Genomic DNA, 22,233 nt, shown 5'->3' on the forward strand with positions numbered 1-22,233 from the left:
TTGTTTCCGTTGACATCCCGTGCAACCATGAAACAGTCGCTGCTCGATCCTTCCGCATAAAGTTCAGGATGCAAAAAATAAAAAAACGCCGGCGCCATATTTCAGTTATTGTTTATTTTTTCGGAGTTACCCGGAAAGTTCGGATCTCATAAGGACGTACCGTTACCTTAAGTTCTCCTGTCATTTCTTCGCCATCCGGATTTTCCATCAGATCCGTCTCCTGCCAGGAGTCTACCGGAAAACCAAAATTTAGCGTTACCGGACCGCGCATGCCTGCATACTCGTGGAAACGGATGATCAGACTTTCAGAATCTTCTGCCTTCTTTATACAGTCGATGGCTACATGGTCTGTATCTGCCTTGCAAAAAGCAGGACGTACCTCTGCATCCACTGCACCTTCCACAGTCCAGAGCGGATTGTTCAGTCTCCAGGCTTCTTTCTGCACACCGGATTCCTGCCAGCTGCCACTGTGTGGATAAAGTGCATAGGTAAAATCATGGATTCCCTGATCTGCCGCATAATCCGGATGGATTCCACATTTGATCAGCGACATGCCAAGAACATGGCCCCTGGCACTGTAGCCATATTTGCAGTCGTTCATTAGGCTGACTCCGTATCCGGTTTCGGAATAATCCGCCCACTGATGGGCAACGGTTTCAAATTTTGCTATATCCCAGCTGGTATTCTCGTAGGTGGGACGTTTCACATTTCCGTACTGGATATCAAAAGTTGCCTCGCTGGTGCGGATATCCAAAGGAAAAAGAACTCTCAAAAGCTGCTGATGCTCATGCCAGTCTGCATGAGTGACAAAATCAATTCTGCGGTTATCATTGTAAAAGCGGATTTCCTGTGAGATCGTGGAATCCTGATAATTCCAATCCATTTTTACTTTTGTCATCAAAGAAGATTTTTCCACAGAAACCGTTTTCAGATCCTCTACCTCGTATCCTTTTTCCTGGTAATAGATATCAATATCCCAGGCATCGTACTTCATTGGACGGTCCTCATAAACCACCAGGTGGTTTCCTAATTCGCCTGCCTTCAGGATCTCACGGTCATTTTCCTTATCAAAAATGGAAGTCATACGGCCTTTTTCATCCCAGACAATATGATAAAATGGCGTGTCCAGTTCCCCGGTCCACTCTTCTGTGCAAAAACATTCCGCCCTGGTTCCAATTATAAGAGTCAGAGTTGTAAATCCGGCAGGCTCTATGCCAGAAACTTTTACAAGCCAGCCATCTTCCGTATATACAGCAGGCAGCTCTTTTCCATCTGCTGAAAACCAGCTTCCCTTTCTGCCCTCGTAAGTTTTTACTTTTACTGTTACAATTCCTTCACCTGCAAAACTGCTGTTATTTACTACAGTTACAATGGAATCTGATTCTCTTACCAGAACCTTCAGGGCATTTTTCTCGATCGTATCCAGGATTTCATTGGCTTTTGCATACTCTGCTGCGGAATCCTCGTATACCTCATGGATGGATGAACCAGGAATAATATCATGGAACTGGTTTCTGAGTGCGATCTTCCAGGCTTCCTGGAGCTCTTTTTCCGGATAGGAAGAAAAATCGCCGGTCTTTACAGCGGCCTCACTTACCAGCCACTCTGCCTCCCGCAGTTTCAGTTCTGTCTTCCGGTTGTTTTTCTTATTCCGTGCCTGAGAAGTGTAGGTTCCTCTGTGATATTCCAGATACAGCTCGCCATCCCAGGTTGGTACATGACGGTCTGTAGACGCAATGGTCTTCTGAAGATTTTCGAAATAATCATAGGCCGTTCCAGGAATTACTTCCGGAAGTCCTGGCATAGCCTTCAGATGGCGTCCCATCTCCAGCATATCACGGTTCACTCCGCCGCCTCCGTCTCCGTTTCCGTAAGCCAGAAGCAGATCCTTATTGATCTCTTTATCATGGTAAAGATCCCATACCCCTTTTACAGATGCCGGATCGATAAGCCCATTATATGTATAACCACCATCATCGCCAAAAGTCGGAGTGCTCATAAAGTGCGTCAGTACTTCGGAACCATCCACACCGATCCAGCGGAAAGTATCGTGAGGCATATGGTTGTACTGGTTCCAGCTAATCTTAATGGTCATAAAATTGTCAATTCCGGAACGCTTCAGGATCTGAGGCAGTGCCCAGCTGTAACCAAATACATCGGGAAGCCAAAGAACATTGGCCGTTACGCCGAACTCTTTTTTGAAAAAGCGCTGTCCGTTCAGGATCTGACGTACCAGAGCCTCACCGGAAGAAATGTTACAGTCAGCTTCTACCCACATCGCTCCGTTTGGTTCCCAGTTTCCGGTTTTTACGGCTTTCTGTATCCGTTTATAAATATCCGGATAATCCGTCTTAATATAATCATAAAGCTGTGGCTGGGACTGGACAAAGGTAAACTCCGGATACTGCTCCATCAAAGTGCACATCGTTGAAAAAGTGCGGGCTGCTTTTTCCCTGGTGTGTTTCAGCTGCCAGAGCCAGGCCACATCGATATGAGAATGGCCCACAGTATGGACTGTTACCGGGCTGGTCCACGAGATTCTGGAAACCTCCTTCTTCCAGACTTCCAGAGCTTTTTTCAGAGATCCATAAAAGGCATCAGAACCAGGCCTTCTCCAATCTATAGCCAGATGTGCACGATCCATAGCTGTCAGAAGATCTGTTCTTATGGAATCGTTCTCATCCAGCATACGCACAGTCTCAACAGCCGCTCTGCTGCTGTAATAAAAATCATCCGCAACCTCATCCAGAACGGCAAGCTCTGCCTGTTTGAACTGATGAGTCTGTTGTGTTGGTACTCCGCCGCCTTCCAGTCCTGCCCAGAGGCGGATAGCCAGCTCCACTTTCGTACCGGCAAGCTCTGAAGGAAAGATCACTTCTTCATGATAGGAGCCGGTTTCGCAGTATGGCGAACCATTGACGTAGATCAGTCCCTCGAACCCGGAATTCAGGCCCTCGCCGGTTTTTCCCATATTAAAAAGCCCGGCGATCTTTTTCCCCGCCCATTCCGCCGGGATCTCTACGGACTGTCGGATCCACAGATAAGTACCTCTTCCGATCCAGAAATCACCTTTTTTCAGAGTTCCCGTGTAGACCACGCTTTCCGGCCGTTTTCCCACCGGCTCCTCCTCCTGCGTGCTCGCGTCAAATGACGGGATCTCCATCCGTTCTCTGTAACGGAGATCTTTTAACTGTTTTGTGTTTCTTTCCAGTTTTTCCAGTGTAAAAAACATTTGCTACATTCCCCCTTGTCTGCAACCTGTTTATTTCTTGTTTTTTCTTATCTCCTCATATACCCCATATCCGAGAAACAAAATTCCGACGATCAGTGCAACAGCAGAAGCGATTGACAGGAAAGGCCCCACATACCCCAGTCCGGCAGCAAATAATGTGGCATCCCAGGTATTCACACCGCTCATAAATATCGCAGCTGAGATGTATTTTGCAGAGATCAGGATTGCCGATATCAGACAGAAAACTGCGCCGATGCCTTTATTATTCATTTTTTGTTCCTCCTTTTCTTGTGGTTGATAGGTAGAGCATATCATATATGTAGGGTGTATTGCTACTCTATTCAAATTTTTACCTATTTTTTCATACGTGCGAAATAAACAGACCAATCATCCCAACGCCACATCTAATATCATCATAAAGGAAAAACCTGTTGCAAAAAATATGGTTCCAATATTCGAATGCTCCCCTGTTGACATTTCCGGGATCAGCTCCTCAACCACTACATAGATCATAGCACCGGCAGCAAGACTGAGTAAATACGGCAAAACCGGAATAATAAGATCCGCTGCCAGAATTGTGAGTATTGCTCCAAAAGGTTCTACAATTCCTGACAGCACACCACTTATAAATGCCTTTCCTTTTCCCATGCCTTCAGAGCGAAGGGGCATGGAAATGATCGCACCCTCCGGAAAATTCTGAATTGCAATTCCTATAGAAAGTGCCACCATTCCCTTAAATGTGATATGAGTATTTCCTATGAGATATCCCGCGCAAACCACGCCAACCGCCATTCCTTCCGGAATATTATGTAACGTTACTGCCAGGACCATCATTGTCGTTTTCTGAAACTTACTCTTCGGACCTTCGGCGCTGTCACTGTACTGGTGAATATGTGGAATCACATGATCCAGCAAAAGCAAAAACAACACTCCTGCCCAAAAGCCTGCCACTGCCGGTACAAAAGAAAATTTTCCCAGTTTCCCCGACTGTTCAATTGACGGAAGCAAAAGGCTCCAAACAGAAGCAGCCACCATAACTCCTGACGCAAAGCCAGTCAGTGCCCTCTGCACGTGTGCATTTAAATTTTTTTTCATAAAAATCACACAGGCCGCTCCCACAGAAGTACCCAAAAACGGGATCAGAATTCCATAGAATACATTTATGTTCATTTTAGCGTTCCTCCTTTTTGTCATGTGTTAGTTATAGCTAACTTATTGTTTTAAAAGAAGCCATGTGAATTTCTAATATTCTTATCCACATGGCCTTATTTGTTTAAGTATAGCACTTTCATTTTATTTCCACAAGACACTTCTTAATTTTCTGAACTCATGCTTGTGTGTCAAGCGGATATTCGCAATCCGCTTCGCTACTTGCTCATAACCAAATATATTATTATCTCTCCGCTCCATATTTATCTTTTCTCGAAATCAACGCTATCGTCTCAACGGTACTTTCGTTGTCCCAACAAAGTTCCTGTGTCTCCCTGTCTCCAAAATACACCGGAAAACGAAACTTTATGTGCTTCAGGAATCTGCCATCTGGCTGCTCCTGCTCATAAATGTCCACCTGTTCTACAAAACTGTTAAGAAATTCTTTCTTCTCCAGGTCGGTGAACTTATCATATAGTTTATCAAAATATAAAAGAAATTGATAGACGTTTTCTTCTGATATTTTCTGTTGCTGGATATTCAGCAGGCGGTTCTTAACTTCCTCTATACTGTTCTCCACGCCTTCGATCTCATCGTACAGACGGTATAACCTTGTCTCCATATCCTGATATTTCTTCTCATAAAATTTATCCATAATATCCAGACTGTCCATCTGCTGTCCAAGTCTTGCTTTTGCTCCGGTCAGCTGCCTGTGCTGCTTTTCCAATCCGTCAATCTCTTTTTCTATTTCTTCTGTATCTATTCTTGAACCAATTTTATTCAGAATTGCTTCTTCAAATTTAGGATTCTTCACCAGCTTCCGAATAACTTCTTCCACTGCATTGTTAATCTTCTCCTCACTCCATTGTTTACGATATCCACATTTATGACCGTCTACCAGACGACGATGTTTACAGGCATAATAGAAATAATCTTTATATAAGGTTCCGTCTTTCTTTTTCTTTCGGTTCACGTTCCCATACATACCGCTTCCACATAACGGACATCTCAATATTCCAGATAAGATATGCTCATGATCCAGACTATGCGTCTTTTCATATTTCACACCTGTTTTTTCCCGTTTTTGATGTGCCAGCTCCCAATCTGTTTCTGAAATAATTCCTTCGTGGATACCATCATGCAGCATATAATTTTCCTGTTTTACAATGCGATATTCATTTCTTGTTCCTGAAACTTTCTCGTTCTTCCTTCGTCCATAAGCCAACTTTCCACAGTATACCGGATTATCCAGAACGCCTTTTATAAACGAAGAGGCAAATGCGTCCAGTGTATTATTCTGTCGTTTTTTCTTTTTATATCCATGCTGGTTCAGCCATGCGGCAATCGCAGAGATTCCCATATTGGTATGAATAAATTTGTCATAGATCAGACGAATAATCTCTGCTTCGTCCTCTGCAATCTGCAATTCTCCATTTACCAATTCATAGCCATATGGAGCAAATCCACCGTTCCATTTTCCTTCCCTGGCTTTCTGCTTACGTCCTTCCATTGTCTGAACAAGGATATTCTCTCGTTCAATCTCTGCCACCGCAGACAGAACAGAAATCATCAGCTTTCCACTATCTTTTGAGCTGTCAATTCCATCTTCTACACAAATCAGATTCACTCCAAAATCCTGCATCCTCTGCAAAGAGTTTAATACATCTGCCGCATTACGACCGAATCTGGAAAGCTTGAACACCAGTACAAACTGTACCTCATCTGTTCCATTCTCAATATTATCCAACATTCTCTGAAATTCCGGTCTGCCATCTACGCTCTTTCCAGACTTACCTTCATCGGAATACTCATTTACAATTTCCATATTCTGAAATTCCGCATATCTCTTGAGTTTTTCTTTCTGAGCATCCAGACTGTAGCCATCTACCTGCATGGTTGTGGATACTCTGGTATATATATCACATTTAATCTTTTTATTCTTCATAATCTTCCTCGCAGTATAACTCTGTTTTATTGTCCCAACCTTATTTTAGTACTTGTTCCAACTATTTTCAATACTTATTTTCCGTATTGACGCATTTCTTCGCCAATCGTATAATTAAGTTAGATACAGAGCATTTCTGTTATCAAAATATTGCCCGCCCACCATTGGCGACTTATAAATGATTGGCTCGAAAATATTGTTCGCTTACCGGAAGCGTCTAATAAATGTCCGGCTTGAAAATTATTTAGAAATAATTTCTGTTTTTGATATTGTGTTTTTATCACACATTGCATATACTATAAATACACAAAAAAGCCAAAAAAGAGGAGGTGTTAGTATGGCTACTTCAAGTATTACTCATAATTTTGTCGTATCCAATCCAAATAGCGTAAAGCGTTTTGTCGCAGCAATTGACGAAGCCGACCGTGACCGCACACCAAAGCAGACACTTCCCGGACGTCAGTTAACGAACCCACAGGAAATCTTAGCTTTAATGTCAAAAAGGAAGAAAAAACATGTCTGATAAATATTTTACCGTTAATATTCGGGCATATTTGGATAAAGACGAACCGACATATATCGGAGAGGAAAGTCTTTACGACTTACTCTCCGATTTTTCTTGTCCCAAAAATCCCGATGTGGAATACTTTTTATTACATAATGCGATTGAGTTTACCAAAAAAGATCAATCTATCACTTATCTGGTATTTGATGCTGAAGATGCTTCACTGGTTGGTTATTTTTCACTTACAATAAAACCAATCTCTGTCCGTGCTTCAAATATCAGCAAGACAATGGCAAAAAAACTGTCCCGTGTCAGTATTTTGGATGAAGAAACACAATCCTATACTACCGCAGCTTACCTGATCGCCCAGTTGGGAAAGAACTATTCTCTTCCAAAGGAAAAACGAATTCCTGGAAATATTCTACTGGGATTTGCACTGGAAACCATATCCAGTCTCAAATATTCCGTAGGTGGCGTTATGGAGTTTCTTGAATGCGAAGATAATGAATTTCTTCTGAGCTTTTATACGCAGAATCATTTCAAGCCATTTGATACGCGTATTACCGCTTCTCAGAATAATGAGCCACACACTCTGCATCAGCTTTTAAAATTTATTTGATTTAAAAATGCATGAAAAAAGCGACAGTCTGATTTACATTTTGTATTTCAGGAAACTGCCGCTTCTTTTTCTTCCTTATTCTGTTTTTCTTCCTCCAACTCCCGGAGGACTTCTTCGCCGTACTTATCAATCATCCGTACCAGAAAATCGATACACCGCTCAAATTCAATATTCTGTTGCATAAGCTCCTCCCGTTATTGTTTTGATCTGAGCTTATTTTACAGAACCTGCCGAAAAACCACATTGAATAGAAATTGATTGTAAATTGACACAATCAATTTAAAAATATCCGCATTTCCTTGAATCGAATATATGTTCGTGTTATGATGGATATACTTAATCTTTAACTACGAAAGGGGAATTTCTATTGAATCGATGCGATTTTTCTTCTATTAGCACTTGCTTAAAAAATCATATCAGCGAAAGTAATCAAATGAGTCAGCCTGATTTTTTATACGAATTATTTGAAGATTTTATGGATGATCCGGCAAATCAGGATTTTTCAATGGATAACGGTCTGGTTTGCCGCTGGATGACTGGTCAGGCTAAAATCAGTCCTAAAATATCCGCTTACTATTCCAAGCCATCCAACCAGGAAAAATTAGCCCATACCATCCACCAGAATCTTCTTCCACTGATGTCTGACTGCAATATGGCTATGCAAGATATATACACATTATTTATACAAGATGACACCATCTCCGATGCCAAAAAGAAAAATCTGGCTTCTCTGTACAAACCAGCCAGCTCGCGTCTGCTTTTTCTTGCAAAGCTGATTTCTTTTGGCATGGAGCGACAATTTATCAAACGTAATACCAAAAATCAGGAGCTGCTTGCCGGAGGAGCTTTATCCCCCATTGTGCTGGATTATATTATGGACAGTGAGGTTCCGAAACCATGCCGTCATTTTATCGGAAGAGATAAAGAACTGGAAGAATTATATACCGTGCTTGAGGAAAACCGTCATGTTTTCCTTTGCGGAATCGCCGGAATCGGAAAAAGTGAACTTGCCAAAGCCTACGCAAAGCGGTACATAAAGCAATACACCAATATACTTTATATAGAATATACCGGCAATCTTCATCAGGATATTACTGACATGGATTTTATTGACGATCCGCCGGAAAGCACTGACCAGGAACGGTTTCAAAGACATAACCGTTTTCTGCGTTCCCTGAAATCTGATACTCTGCTTATCATAGATAATTTTAATGTCACTGCGACACAGGACAGCTTTCTGTCAGTAGTATTAAAATATCGCTGCCAGATTTTGTTTACAACCCGAAGCAAACTGGATGAATACTGTACTCTGCCATTAAAAGAAATAGAGGATATGAACGCTCTCTTCCAGCTGGCATCAGTATTTTATTCAGAGGCAGACACGTACCGGGCAACAGTTGAAAAGATCATCGAAACTGTTCACTCTCATACTTTTGCCGTGGAACTGGCAGCAAAACTTCTGGAAAATGGAATCTCAACTCCAGACCAGTTATTAACAAGACTTCAGGTGGAAAAAGCATCTTTCCATAACGAAGATAAAATTAAAATAATCAAAGATGGACAAAGCAGCAAAGCCACCTATTACAGTCATATCCATACGCTGTTTTCTTTATACACTTTATCTCTTGAACAGCAGGATATCATGTGTAATATGTGCTTTCTTCCTTCCACCGGTATTTCTGCCCGTATATTTGCCAAATGGCTGGAAATGCCCACACTAAATGAAATCAACGATTTAATTGAGACTGGTTTCGTTCAGACAACAACACGTCGCACCATCTCTCTGCATCCGATGATTCAGGAAATCACCCTTTCAGAGACAAAACCATCTGTAAGTAGCTGTCACATATTACTGGATTCTTTACAGAAAATATGTTTAATGCATGGAATTGAAGTCGATTATTACAAGAAGCTGTTTCAGACAGCAGGAAACATCATAGAATTGATTGAAAAAGATGATATACCAAAATATCTACTTTTTCTGGAAAATGTTTTTCCATATATGGATAATTATAATTACCAGAAAGGTATGAAAGCAATCATTCAGGAATTGAAAAATTTTTTGAAGCGTAAAGACATTGGCACCGATTCTGACCGGGCATTGTTACTGGATTTTCAGGCTACTCTTGAAATCAAGCCAGAAAAAGCAATAAAACTGGAAAAGGATGCACTTGCCCAGATAGAAAATATCACTGCTGACAATGCTCGCCTTGTTTCCAACCTTCATGCCAATCTCGGTGGACTTTACCGCATGAACGGTCATCCCGATCTTGCAAGAGAACACATGGAAAAAAGTATCTCACTGCTTGACCAATTTAACCTGCTTCATATAAATGACAGCATACCTCAGATTGCCAATTATGCAATGTTCCTGACAGAACAGCAGGAACCCGAAAGAGGCATCTCTGAATTGCAAAAATTATCCGGCATCATCAAGGAATACCATTCCGATGACTGTCTGGATTATGCCAAAGTACAGGAAACCCTTGGAACCATTTATCTGATGACTGCCAATCTTCCGCAAGCCAAAACACATTTTAAAAGAGCTTTCAAAATATATGAAAAGATCTGGGCTGATGAACCAGAAATGATTGAAGCAAAATATCAGGAAATTCAGGAGTTATATCCACAGATTGGATTTTGCATTGGAAAAAATCTATCCGGTCTTTTAACAAAATAAGCATAATTTACGGCGGGCAACTTGCCCGCCGTTATATTCAACTATTCGTCAAATAAATATATGCATCTTCCAAAGTGATATCATTATCCAGGACACAATTCTCATTTGGCTTTCCTTTGCTTAATACTTTCATATGAATTCCATTTTCTACATACTGCTTAGATGATATAGAATAATTGGCTTCTAACAAACGGGCTTCTTCTGCGTTTTGTACCGTACAATTCCAAACACAGCCCTTTGCATTTTCCAGCAACCCACTCACGCTTCCAGAATATAAAAAACTTCCCTTTTTCATAATGGCAAGCTGTGTACAGGTTGCTGCTAAATCTTCTACTACATGAGTGGAAAACAGCACAGTTCTATCCTTTGAAAAATCAACCAAAAGATTGCGGATCCTGATTCTTTCTTCCGGATCTAACCCGGTGGTAGGTTCATCAATAATCAAAAAATCCGGATTATTAAGAAGTGCCTGTATGAGTCCGACACGTCTCTTCATACCACCAGATAATTGCCGCATTTTTTTATTCTGATGCTCTGTAAGAGAAGTCTTTTCCAGATAATAGGTAATTCTTTGTTCGAGGTCATTTCTGGCTACTCCTGACAGTCCCCCCATATATACAAGACATTCTTTCACCGTAAGATTCGGATATAAGTCGATTTCCTGTGGAAGATAACCAATCTTTTTCTGTATTTTCTCATAATTTCCCTCGTTATACAGAATTCCATCAAGGGAAACCATTCCTTCCGTTTGTTTTAAAACAGTTGTAAGAACCCTCATCAAAGTGGTTTTTCCGGCACCATTCTCACCCAAAAGTCCGTAAATTCCCTTAGGTATTTCAAGAGATGCCTTATTTACTGCAACTACACCATTTTTAAATCTAACTGTTAAATCATTTATTCTAATACTCATAATCTATCCTCTTTTCTTTAAAGTCATTGGTAATACTGCAAATAAAAACAGCCCCGCTATAAAAGACACAAGCGTTCCATAAATCCAACTCTCGGACATTAATTGAGTAGGTTCACAAAAGCTGAAAGAAAACAATCCCAGATTTCCGAAAAATGAACTTCCCGCTTTTGATATAAGTCCAATGACAATTCCAAATAAACATCCAATACCTGCCCACATATTTCGAAGCAATGTACACAAAATCACAGAGCATATACTCCAAAGCCAGATAGTTCCAAACATTGCAATGAAATATAAAAGAAATATCTGAATACCCGAAATGCCTTCGTTTACACTGCCCGGTTTTTGCCAAAAAAACAAAACATATCCAACACAGGAAAGTATTAATAAATATAATATTTGAACGCCCACTCTCTGCGATATTACTTTTAACTGCTTTTTTTGATCATACAAATGAAATACATCGGCACGCTTACTTTTTACTTCCATCAAATATGTGTCACTACAAAAAATAATTGTTAAAAATGCTATTGGCGACTGAATCGCTGAACCGATTTCTTCATAGTATATAATCGGATGAATAGCACACAATATCAGTATAAATGCACATGAATAAAAAATCTTATATAACGACAGGCAGTTTTTTAGTTCCGTTTTCAATGAACCCTCCTCCTTTTCCAGATTGTAACAGAAATACATACTAATATAACTGATGAAATTACAAGAATAATCTGATTTATGTTTGACATTTTGGCTGCATGTGTTTCAAAAAATCTGCCAGGGAATCGCACCATAATAGAGAACGGTCTCATATAATAAATATCATTCTTCATGGTCAGCATATTTGAATATATAATGTGTAAAAACAAGATTGGTGCTGCCGGAAGCGGATTTTTAAATATTAATGCTGTAATTGTATAGACACAACATATCATCAAAAGATTCGGAACAATATAGATCAGAGAATTCACGCAAAAATCAATTGGTGTTACTGGAAAGCCCGATTCTAAAGACGTTTTCAAACACAGCATAAAGAATATAACATTCAAAATCACTAATACTCCCAGCATACTAATGAATCCGCTTATTACTTTCCCACATATATATTGGATTGCCGTAACAGGCTTTGTATGTAATAATTCATAGGTACTTTTTCGTGTATCCTGAATAAATAAAAATGATAGCAAGACTGTTGCAAAAAAGGCCATATGCAATCCTGCAAAATCCGTAAATTTTTTGGCAAAGTACCAGGAAAAAGAATGTTCGGATAATTTCCGCTCGATATAATGATTGATTTCTTCTGCTGTCCCCTTATGAATTTCAAGGTCCTCATAAGCATATATTGCATTATAATAGCCATATTGGGATTCCAAAAACTCAGAAGCAGTCTTTACATCCATATTCTGAATTTCTTTCATTACATGATCTGCTTCCTGCCTGCTAAATCCAAAACCATTTTTGGAGGTGTCCATTAACGTCTCTTTGATCGTATCTTCCCACTCCCTTCTTCTTTCTTTATCATCAGATGTGGGAATGTACCCATCCATGACATCAGCATCTTCCAATGCTACGTCATTTTGTGTGATCTGTTCATTCTGTTTGATATAATGAATTTGCAAATACGATGACAGACATTGATACATACTGGCAACTATAATAATCAAGCCAATCCACAAAACAGGGTTCTTTAAATAATCAAGTATACTTCTTTTTATGATTGTTTTCATTGTATCTCTTCCTTTCTTTATTTCTTTAACAACATCATACAAATCAATTCTCAATAAATTCACAACAAAAAAGACTAAAACCACTTTATTTGTGATTTCAGCCTTATAAAGTATTTTTATTCAGCTTTGAAAAGAGCTTCTACATGAGCACCGCCTTGTCTGGCATTATATATTTTCAAATTTCCTCCATGCTTTTCACAGAAAATACGAGAAATATACATACCAAGGCCAAAATGCTTTAAATCATCTTGTGGATTCTTATGATAAAATGGCTCTGTTACTTTTTCCTCAGTATCCACAAATCCTATTCCATCATCTTCAACAGAAATTATAAGAAAACCATCCTTTTTCTTTATCTGCAAAGCAATACTTTTTTGTGCATATCGAACCGCATTTTCCAGTAAGTTGTCTGTCACTTCCATGACAAGTTCCTCATCCACTTTCACAATGTTTTGTTCCTGCACTCTTTCTACCTTACATAATTTACTTTCCTTCTTGGACAGCATGGCAGCTTCTGCCTCAATCTTTTTTGCCAGTTCCGATAACTCTATCTCTGAGCATTGCAGTTCCCTCTGTTCTAAATGGGACATTTTTCTCATGTTTTCCGTGAAATGCTCTATACGGTCAATCTGATACATGCCTGTTTGTAAGATATCAATAACATCCTCTGTTTTTATACTCTCGGCAGAAACAAACTCTAAGAGCATTTCCTGATACCCACGCAATATGGAAAGTGGAGAACGTATATCATGTGCAATTGCATTCCGCAAAGCCTTCTCGTCATCAATCATTCGCCACATCTTTCTGTTGTTATCTGCTAAATCACTTCGCATCATTTCAAATTCTTTACACAAAGTTCCCATCTCATCTTTATTTTCATAGGACACATGAAAATCCAGTTCATTATCTGCAATCATTTGTGAGGCATCTTTTAGTTCCTGTAGAGGTGTCTTTAACTTATTTTTATAAAAAAAGAATACCGCAGCAACACTCCCAACAATCGAAAAAATCAGTACCGAATATGTTTCCATAAAGTCACACATTTCCGAAAGATGATAGTCCAAACGATTCATCTGCGATTGATTAGGTCTTGATATCTCAATCTCGTATTTCTTTCCATATTGCTGAAACACGTCCGTATAATCTGCATAATCAATATATTTTTCCCATATTTTATTCTGCATATTTCCTGCAAAATGAACTGTAAATCCAGATAACAGAAATGCTGCCGTTAAGCTGATCACAAAATAAAGCAGAATTGTTTTTTTCAGTGACAAGTTTCTTATTTTTTCCATCGGTATCCAATCCCCCATACAGTTTCTATGTATTCTTTTTCTGAATAATCCGCTATTTTTTTCCTTATACGCCGTACTAATTCCGTTATCGTTCTACTGTCCCCTTCCGCATCATATCCACAGACTTGTGCATATATACGTTCTTTATCAAACACCTGCCCTGGATGCATGGATAAGAATTCAATAATCTGATATTCAATTTTTGTGAACTCCATCCTGTGTCCGGCTATAGCTACTATTTTTTCAGAATAATCAATCAGCATTTCATCCATGAAACGGTATTCCGTTTTTTGTTGATGCCTTTCTTCTCTCTTTATGTTTGTGGCAATCCTTGCTTCCAACTCCCGAAGACTAAATGGTTTCGTAATATAGTCATCCCCACCCGAAAGCAACCCATTAATTTTATCATCTTCATCAACTCTTGCTGTTAGAAACAAAATCGGGCATAACACTTTACTGCGTATCAGACGACATACTTCAATCCCATCCATGCGTGGCATATTGATATCCAACAAAATAATATCCGGTTTCATTTTTATTTTATTTAATGCTTCCATTCCGTCTGTAGCCGTAATGGTTTCATATTGTTTCATATTAAAATAACTACAAAGCATTTTCACCAATTCTTTATCATCATCGACAACTAAAATCTTGTATTTCATCCAAACCACCTCCAGTATCCATATTATACGATAAAAAACAATGAAATCACAACAAGAGTACATGAAGAATGTACGCACAATATATCTTTTTTCTCAATTCCAGCTCAATTTCCACTCAATGTCTTTTACCTCCGATTTTCGTATGCTTATCTCACAGCAAAGCAGTACCACACCGGTATGACCTGCTGAATCAATCAATACGAAAACGGAGGTATTTTTTATGCGAGAACTCAAAAACACAAAAATCATCGCTGTAGATCATGGCTATGGCAATATGAAAACAGCAAACACCGTCACACCAACCGGAATCAAAGCCTATGAAACCGAACCAATCTTCACCGGGAATATTCTGGAATATAACGGCATTTACTACCGGATTGGCGAAGGACACAAAGAATTTATCCCGGATAAAGCTATGGACGAAGAATATTATCTTCTGACGCTAATGGCTATTGCAAGGGAACTGAATGTCTTTTCCATCCGTGAAGCAGATGTTCATCTGGCTGCCGGACTTCCTCTGACATGGATCAGAAATCAAAGAGAAGCTTTTCGTTCCTATCTGCTCCAGAATCCAGAAGTCCATTACCGTTTCAACGGCAAAGAATATCATCTCCACTTTGCGGGATGTAGCCTTTACCCACAGGGATATCCGGCTATTGTAAACCACCTTGGAAATTTCAAGGGAACTAATCTCCTTGCAGATATCGGAAACGGAACCATGAACATTCTGTATATTAACAATAAGAAAGCTCAGGAGAGCCGATGCTGGACAGAAAAACTTGGTGTAAACCAGTGCATGATTGCCGCAAAGAACGCTGTTCTGGACAAATTCGGAGTGAAAATTGAAGAATCCACAGTAGAACAGATTCTGCGGTTTGGAACAGCTGACATTTCAGCACCATATCTGGATTGTATCAGTTCTATTGCCAGACAGTATGTGGCAGAACTTTTTTCCACGCTCCGCAAATATGAATATAATCCTGACCTGATGCGCCTGTATGTGGTTGGCGGCGGTGGATGCCTGATCCGTAACTTCGGAACGTATGACAAATCACGAGTCACAATCATTGATGACATCTGCGCCACTGCCAAAGGTTACGAATCTCTGGCTTATATGAGCCTGAAAAGGAGGGGATAAACCATGCAGAACAATATCCGCAACACAAACCTGCGCTTTAATCTGGACAAAGAACAACAGCGGAGAGCCTGGGAATATTTACAGACGATGGACAGGCAGGATTTTAAATCTTACAGTCAGGTAATCTCTCTTGCACTGGTAGATTATTTTGACCGCTACTACCGCACACAGGCTGATCCTTATCTGGAAACAAGAGAACGGGAAGAACTTTTTGTGAAACAGATTGTAGATGCAGTGGAAAACAGTCTGAAACAGGAATTGCCACTTTTTCTTTCCGGACTGACTGTAGGCATGGCGCAAAGGGAGCCCCAAATCAGGGCGTCCTTTCCAACACCTGAAAATTCACAGCCGGATAATGATGTAGACTGGGATTTTCTTGGAGAATAACTGATTGGAGGTGAACACATGACGGACTTTCTGACAGCAGACACCAACCTGCCATCTTATATGATGTTTCCCCGTTTCCTTCTGGACATGGAAATAAACGAAACTGCCAAAATGCTTTATATTATCCTGCTCGACCGGGCAAGGCTTTCCCAGAAAAATGAGGGCTGGTCAGATATCGATGGTCATGTGTTCATTTACTTTACAATTGAAGCACTGGCAGAAGTTCTCCACAAAAGCCAGATGACGATTAAAACTGCTCTGGCAGTACTGGAAAAACAGGAGCTTATCTTCCGAAAACGGCAGGGACCCGGACAGCCCAATCGAATTTATGTAAAACTCCCAAAAGAAACCATCCACTATACAGACAGATTTCTTTCCCTAAGACAGACAGAAAACTGTCCTATTGACAGACAGGATTCTTTCCCTGATACAGACAGAAAACTGTCTGGTAATAAGAAAGAGATAAAAAAGAACAATTTAGCAATAAGAGGGAGTAAGGAGCCACTCTCACCCTATGGAAAATTTCAAAATGTTTTTCTGTCAGAAAAAGAGCTTGAAGATATCCGGCAGACAATCCCTGACTGGAAGGATTATATTGAACGCTTATCCGGTTATATGGCTTCTACCGGAAAACAATATCAGAACCATGCAGCTACCATCATCAGTTGGGCAAGACAGGATCATCCTGCTTCCCGGCAAAGAAATTACGAAAGTGAGGAATACGAAACACTATGACAAGATTTACAGGAAAAGCAACCGCTATAACACCAAACAGAGAGCTTCAGCCTGATGAATATTTTAACGAAACAGACCACCTGATCTACTGTTCCAAATGCAATACGCCAAGACAATGCCGGCATGAATTACAGGGAAAGGTGCTTATTCCTTCCATTCGCTGTAAATGCCAGCAGGAAATCTTTGAGCAGGAAGAAACCCAGAGAAAACTTCATGAAAAACAAATGGAAATAGAGCATCTTAAAACCAGCGGCTTACAGGACAAAGCACTCTATGACTACACTTTTTCCAAGGATAACGGCATCAATCCGGAAATAAAACTGGCACACAATTATGTAAGCAACTGGGAAGAGATGAAAGCAAACGCCTCCGGACTTCTCATCTGGGGTGATGTCGGTACTGGAAAATCTTTTTTTGCAGGCTGCATTGCCAATGCCCTGCTGGAAAAAGGCGTTCCTGTACTGATGACCAACTTTTCCCAGATTCTGAATACCCTTACCGGAATGCATTTTGAAGACAGAAACCAGTTCATCAACAGCTTAAACCGCTACAGTCTTCTGATTATTGATGATCTCGGAATTGAGCGGAACTCTGACTTTGCACTGGAACAGGTATTCAATGTGATCGACAGTCGTTACCGCAGTAAAAAGCCCCTGATCATAACGACCAATCTCACTTTATCAGAGCTGAATAATGCCGCTGATATCGCACACAAACGAATTTATGACCGTATTCTGGAGAGATGTATTCCTGTCCGTATCAATAACCGGAATATTCGTCAGGACAATGCAACAGCCAATTTAAAACAGGCAAAAAGAATTCTGTTAAACAATCATGCTCCGAACCAGAACTGAAGCAAAGAAGCATAACACGATAATTATTCTTCACTGACAGTGGTACTACTTTCTTTCCTTATTTATCACCAGAAACATGCCACTGTCAGTTATCCGAAACTATAGTACCAAACCATAAGATTTTAAAACCAATACTGCCCGGATACGGGCATAAAAAGGAGGTGCCAGATATGGCAGATAAAAAAATCATGACACCGGAAGAAAAAGCACTTTTACAGGCAAGACACCGCCAAGAAGAAGCCGAAGCAAGAAATCGCAAAAAAGAACGTGATGCCAGAACACACCGATTAGTCCAGGAAGGAGCCATTTTGGAAAGTATTGTTCCCCATATTAAAGAAATGGATTTGGATTCCCTGAAACGGGAGCTGATAATCCGGCTACGAGGAATGTAAACGCACAAGTTCTACTCCCGAAGGGCGCACTTACTCACCACCCGATAAATCGGGCGGTGGTATCCCCTACGGGGCTCGTGCGCTCTGCCGAGGGATTTTCCGCTGTTGCAGGCAACATCGAAAGGAGGTGCCAGATATGGCAATTTATCATATGCAAGCCAAAGTTGTCAGCCGTGGTTCCGGACGTTCCGCTGTCGCAGCTTCTGCTTATATGAGTTGCAGCCGGATGTACAATGATTACGATGGCATCCAGCATGATTACACCAGAAAGCATGGACTCATTTATCAGGAAGTATTGCTTCCACCGATGGCTTCACCAGAATGGAAAGACCGTGAACAACTCTGGAATGCTGTGGAAGCTGCAGAAAAAACAAAAGACAGCCGACTGGCAAGGGAATTTGTTGTCGCACTTCCCGTTGAATTAGATAAGGACAGTAATATTTCTCTTCTAAAAGATTTTATTCAAAAGAACTTTGTAGATATGGGCATGTGCGCTGACTTTGCTATTCACGATACGGATGGACACAATCCTCATGCACACATTCTGCTTACCGTCCGTCCACTGAACGAAAACGGAACATGGCAGTATAAAACAGAAAAAGAATATCTCTGCATAAAAAATGGAGAAGAAAAAGGATTTACAGCTACTGAATTCAAAGCTGCTCAAAAAGATGGCTGGGAAAAGCAATACAGATATAAAGTTGGGAAAAAGAAAGTTTATATGACCGCATCTGTCGCACAGGAAAAAGGCTATGACCGCATCGACAAGCATCCAAAAAGCAGCCGCTATGGCAGACAGAATCCCATTTCTGAACAATGGAACAGTGATGAGCAACTCTGTATCTGGAGAGCAAACTGGGCAGATACTGTAAATGAAATGCTTGCCCACAATCAGATAAATGCATCCATTGATCACCGCAGCTTTGCAGATCAGGGAATCACCGAACAGCCGACCATCCACGAAGGCTATATTGCTCAAAACATGGAAAAGAAAGGAATGATAGCTGACCGCTGTGAAATCAACCGCCAGATTCGTGCAGATAACCAAATGCTCCGGGAATTAAAAGCTCAGGTAGAGAAACTGGTTCAAGCTGTCAAAAATTCTATTCCTGTAATTGCAGAAACAATGGAAACTATCCGAAATCATATGATTTTTACACAATATCATTTACTTCATAATGAGATGCAAAAAGAAGTAATTCATGATTGGATGAATCATTTTAATCCAATACTGAATAAATACAACACCGTTAAAAAGAAACTCAAAGCTAAAGTTACAGAACGGAAAGAGCTGAATGTAGAAAAAGAGAAAACCAGTATTTTGAATCCCATCCAGCATATAAAATTGAATCAGCAGCTTACCACTGTTACGGAAGAAATTGAAGAACTGAAATCAAGGAAAGAGCAACTAATCTTCCAGGCACAATGCTCCACTGATAAAGATATGACGAATCTATCCAAAAAATATGACCAGATGAATAGCAATCTTGATATCCTGGATTCTCAGGACATCTCCCTTAAAAAGCAGCTTAAAAAAGACGCCGCTGCTTTCCGGGAAGAAAAATTTCGTCCTGAACCTGAACAGTATACAGAATTGCTGGACACCAGAATCCAGATACGTCCTAATTTCCGGGATAAGCTGATCGAGCAGCTCAAAGGTACTTTTGGTAAGTATTATGACTATCACCGCCGTGATATTGCCGCCAATGAGGTAGATTATCTCAATGTGGAAGATCCTGATGTTTTTTCCCATCGTGCCTGGGAACTTGAATATCAGAGGAAACAGGAGATGCGGCGAAATCAGCCTGCCAGAGCTAAGAAAAGGTCATATGATATGGAATTATAATCATCATCGAGTAGATAATATGCTCTTACAACTCTCTTGTTTAAAAGGCGTATGGATTTAAAAGTTCCATACGCCCAATTCACTTTAACCAGTTACAATCTGCCATGTTTTCTTGTATAAAACCACATTCATTATAATGCTGAGATTCTTTGTTGCATATCAATAACTTGAACTTTACTATTTTTAAGAACTAATCCATACGAAAAATGAATCGTATTTCCTCCCACTGGTTCAAATTTAACATATTGTCCACATATATTTCTATTACGTTCACCAAATATTTTCTTTATCTTTTCTGGCAATACACTATATATCGGACATGACACATCTATAGTATAAAATCCATTTTTCATAGGATTACCTCTGTCACTAAACCATTCACTTATTGAAATTCTATTACCTGCTACAGATTTACATTGAGCTGTATATTCTTTGCCACGTAATGTAAACATTAATGGGGTTTCCTCTGGAATATTAGAAGATACTTGAAATCTTATCTTTCCATCATTCATTTTCCAGCTCAATGAAGCTTCAATCTTCAATTCCTTTCCATTAATAGGTTGTTTAGGTTCTAATTCCTCGGGCAATGGCAATAAATCTCCCATCTCAACGTAATGATTTTTATAATACCATCTACCATATTTCTGTATAAATCCCCATGATGACAAATAATTGCTGTTTAACTGATCTATAGTAGCATCCGAAAACTGAAATCCTCTTTTTGAATAATCTACTCTTGAATATGCACGTAAAATTTTAATAATTGGTATATGATATTTATTATAGGCATCTATATATGGCAAACATTCAATATCATAAATATTATCCGAAGCATTCTCATAAGATTTTCGACGAGCACATATGAATTCATATATTTTCTCATCAGTAACCTGTTCATTGACTGGTTGTGGCGTAACAGAAAAATAAAAGTCTCCCACTAACGAAGAATATTCCCATGAAAGCTGTTCTTCTCCGTATTGGCTAATTGATATTTCTGACACTTTATTTCTAACAAATTTAAACATTTCTTCAATTTTCAAATTTGGAATAAGCATAGCATCTTTTAAAACTTGTGTATATAATCCATTACTACATTGTCCATCAAATGCACTACAGTCAGCGCTTGTAGAATAAGCAATCATAGTACCTTTAGGTGGATTATTAAATGGCGCAAAGCCTGTTAAAAATCCCCTCCCCATAGCAAAAGGATTATCTCGACATGCATCCAATATACATATTAATGTTTTTCCCTTATATGAAGATGCACCTTCTAACAGCGAATTTAAACAATAACAAGAGACCATTGTCTTGCTTTTATCACTTAACTTTAAATCAATAGGAACGATAAAATTTTTACCGTCGATTTGCATACCATGCCCTGCATAAAAAAATACCCCTACAGCATATTCATCTAATGCCTGTAAAAAATCATTAACAGATTTTTGAATATCTATTAAATTTGCATCCATTATTTTTGTAACATCAAAATTTAATTTATTCAAAATACTAGCAATATCGTCAGCATCATTCTTAGGATTATTCAATTTCCCTACATTTGAATAATCAGAATTACCGATTACTAATGCAATTCTATCCATTATTCTCACCTCTGAAATTATCTTACGTTTTATTTCATAATTAAAAATTTTAAATTCATTTCTTAATATAAATTTTAATCTGTTATTTTGATCATACCACCTTCTTAGCCCATTTTATATAAACTCTTACAAACACTGAAAAGCTCCCGAAGGAGCTTTCCACGCTTTAAATATACACTAATTCTTTCAACACAATCTCTTCTGCAGCATTCCGGGCATTATTTACCGCTCTAACCCATTCCATCTGGTCACGAGCTTTCAATTCTTCCGTAATGCCCTGCTTCTCCATCATCTGACTCACCAGAATATCCATTCTCTCCTGTGCTTCATCGTCCACAGTATTCAGATGTTCTGTCAGTCTGTCTTCCAGCATATACAGTGAATACATTGCCGGACGATGCTCTTTCAGATATGTTTTCCGCATCATTCCATATTTCCCATAATGCGGTTCTTCATCTGTACTGACAAGATTCGAATAGTAAATTCCGTCTGCGCCAAGTGTGTAGGTTCCACCCATTTTTTCAAATGTGCTTTTCATGTGTTATTCCTCCTTGAAATC

The 22,233-nt window shown here is 39.6% G+C and carries 21 protein-coding genes; 9 read left to right on the forward strand and 12 right to left on the reverse strand.

Annotated features, from left to right (window positions below; translation table 11 throughout):
• Positions 1–112: 112 nt before the first annotated feature.
• The 4 genes from G5B12_RS01895 to G5B12_RS01910 all read right to left on the reverse strand — a co-directional run bounded on the left by G5B12_RS01895 (position 113) and on the right by G5B12_RS01910 (position 6,326).
• Entirely contained in the window at positions 113–3,232 is a 3,120-nt protein-coding gene (locus G5B12_RS01895; RefSeq protein WP_174087647.1) for an alpha-mannosidase, read from the reverse strand.
• A gap of 30 nt (positions 3,233–3,262) precedes the next feature.
• Positions 3,263–3,502: a hypothetical protein gene (locus tag G5B12_RS01900; protein ID WP_148446772.1), complete on the reverse strand. Its 240-nt coding sequence runs from the start codon at positions 3,500–3,502 to the stop codon at positions 3,263–3,265.
• Positions 3,503–3,619: 117 nt separating this feature from the next.
• Positions 3,620–4,402 carry a ZIP family metal transporter gene (locus tag G5B12_RS01905; protein ID WP_173761904.1) on the reverse strand — a complete coding sequence of 261 codons (783 nt, stop codon included), beginning with the start codon at positions 4,400–4,402 and terminating at the stop codon, positions 3,620–3,622.
• Between the two features lie 223 nt (positions 4,403–4,625).
• The gene (locus tag G5B12_RS01910) at positions 4,626–6,326 is read right to left on the reverse strand and encodes a recombinase family protein (RefSeq protein ID WP_174087648.1); all 1,701 of its coding nucleotides are present in this window, start codon (positions 6,324–6,326) and stop codon (positions 4,626–4,628) included.
• A gap of 337 nt (positions 6,327–6,663) precedes the next feature.
• Between G5B12_RS01910 and G5B12_RS17360 the strand changes: the two genes are divergently transcribed.
• Positions 6,664–6,849, forward strand: coding sequence for a hypothetical protein (locus tag G5B12_RS17360; RefSeq protein ID WP_014080774.1), 186 nt, complete (start codon positions 6,664–6,666; stop codon positions 6,847–6,849).
• Entirely contained in the window at positions 6,842–7,450 is a 609-nt protein-coding gene (locus G5B12_RS01920) for a hypothetical protein (RefSeq protein WP_005348504.1), read from the forward strand. The genes G5B12_RS17360 and G5B12_RS01920 overlap by 8 nt, the downstream gene beginning before the upstream one ends.
• Before the next feature lie 47 nt (positions 7,451–7,497).
• Here the strand turns inward: G5B12_RS01920 and G5B12_RS17770 are convergent, their stop codons facing one another.
• Complete coding sequence (locus tag G5B12_RS17770; protein WP_004844681.1) at positions 7,498–7,632, reverse strand: hypothetical protein; 135 nt, start codon at positions 7,630–7,632, stop codon at positions 7,498–7,500.
• Between the two features lie 251 nt (positions 7,633–7,883).
• Between G5B12_RS17770 and G5B12_RS01925 the strand changes: the two genes are divergently transcribed.
• Positions 7,884–10,130, forward strand: coding sequence for a tetratricopeptide repeat protein (locus G5B12_RS01925; RefSeq protein WP_174087649.1), 2,247 nt, complete (start codon positions 7,884–7,886; stop codon positions 10,128–10,130).
• Between the two features lie 37 nt (positions 10,131–10,167).
• Here the strand turns inward: G5B12_RS01925 and G5B12_RS01930 are convergent, their stop codons facing one another.
• From G5B12_RS01930 to G5B12_RS01950, 5 genes are all read right to left on the reverse strand, one after another.
• Entirely contained in the window at positions 10,168–11,040 is an 873-nt protein-coding gene (locus G5B12_RS01930; protein ID WP_005348496.1) for an ATP-binding cassette domain-containing protein, read from the reverse strand.
• 3 nt (positions 11,041–11,043) lie between these two features.
• Positions 11,044–11,700 (reverse strand): hypothetical protein, encoded by a 657-nt coding sequence (locus G5B12_RS01935; protein ID WP_008705633.1) that lies wholly within the window; start codon positions 11,698–11,700, stop codon positions 11,044–11,046.
• Positions 11,697–12,767, reverse strand: a complete 1,071-nt coding sequence (locus tag G5B12_RS01940; protein ID WP_173688852.1) for an ABC transporter permease subunit — start codon at positions 12,765–12,767, stop codon at positions 11,697–11,699. Before G5B12_RS01940 ends, G5B12_RS01935 begins: the two co-directional genes overlap by 4 nt.
• A 116-nt stretch (positions 12,768–12,883) precedes the next feature.
• Entirely contained in the window at positions 12,884–14,062 is a 1,179-nt protein-coding gene (locus G5B12_RS01945) for a HAMP domain-containing sensor histidine kinase (protein ID WP_174087650.1), read from the reverse strand.
• Positions 14,050–14,724, reverse strand: coding sequence for a response regulator transcription factor (locus G5B12_RS01950; RefSeq protein ID WP_019161010.1), 675 nt, complete (start codon positions 14,722–14,724; stop codon positions 14,050–14,052). The genes G5B12_RS01945 and G5B12_RS01950 overlap by 13 nt, the downstream gene beginning before the upstream one ends.
• 220 nt (positions 14,725–14,944) lie before the next feature.
• Between G5B12_RS01950 and G5B12_RS01955 the strand changes: the two genes are divergently transcribed.
• The 6 genes from G5B12_RS01955 to mobQ all read left to right on the forward strand — a co-directional run bounded on the left by G5B12_RS01955 (position 14,945) and on the right by mobQ (position 20,076).
• Positions 14,945–15,862: a ParM/StbA family protein gene (locus G5B12_RS01955; RefSeq protein ID WP_015560112.1), complete on the forward strand. Its 918-nt coding sequence runs from the start codon at positions 14,945–14,947 to the stop codon at positions 15,860–15,862.
• Between the two features lie 3 nt (positions 15,863–15,865).
• Positions 15,866–16,249, forward strand: coding sequence for a hypothetical protein (locus G5B12_RS01960; protein ID WP_015560111.1), 384 nt, complete (start codon positions 15,866–15,868; stop codon positions 16,247–16,249).
• Between the two features lie 18 nt (positions 16,250–16,267).
• Positions 16,268–16,984, forward strand: a complete 717-nt coding sequence (locus tag G5B12_RS01965; RefSeq protein WP_014080781.1) for a replication initiator protein A — start codon at positions 16,268–16,270, stop codon at positions 16,982–16,984.
• On the forward strand, positions 16,981–17,838 hold the full coding sequence (locus G5B12_RS01970; RefSeq protein ID WP_174087651.1) for an ATP-binding protein: 858 nt from the start codon (positions 16,981–16,983) through the stop codon (positions 17,836–17,838). Before G5B12_RS01965 ends, G5B12_RS01970 begins: the two co-directional genes overlap by 4 nt.
• A gap of 170 nt (positions 17,839–18,008) precedes the next feature.
• Entirely contained in the window at positions 18,009–18,230 is a 222-nt protein-coding gene (locus G5B12_RS01975) for a DUF3847 domain-containing protein (RefSeq protein ID WP_005348485.1), read from the forward strand.
• 136 nt (positions 18,231–18,366) lie between these two features.
• Positions 18,367–20,076 (forward strand): MobQ family relaxase, encoded by a 1,710-nt coding sequence (mobQ, locus tag G5B12_RS01980; RefSeq protein WP_174087652.1) that lies wholly within the window; start codon positions 18,367–18,369, stop codon positions 20,074–20,076.
• Between the two features lie 131 nt (positions 20,077–20,207).
• Here the strand turns inward: mobQ and G5B12_RS01985 are convergent, their stop codons facing one another.
• Both G5B12_RS01985 and G5B12_RS01990 read right to left on the reverse strand, forming a co-directional pair.
• Positions 20,208–21,674 carry a caspase family protein gene (locus G5B12_RS01985; RefSeq protein ID WP_006859000.1) on the reverse strand — a complete coding sequence of 489 codons (1,467 nt, stop codon included), beginning with the start codon at positions 21,672–21,674 and terminating at the stop codon, positions 20,208–20,210.
• A gap of 166 nt (positions 21,675–21,840) precedes the next feature.
• Entirely contained in the window at positions 21,841–22,212 is a 372-nt protein-coding gene (locus G5B12_RS01990; protein ID WP_006859001.1) for a TnpV protein, read from the reverse strand.
• Positions 22,213–22,233 lie beyond the last annotated feature (21 nt).

The sequence above is a fragment of the Blautia sp. MSK.20.85 genome, from assembly GCF_013317245.1.
Lineage (GTDB): Bacteria > Bacillota > Clostridia > Lachnospirales > Lachnospiraceae > Blautia_A.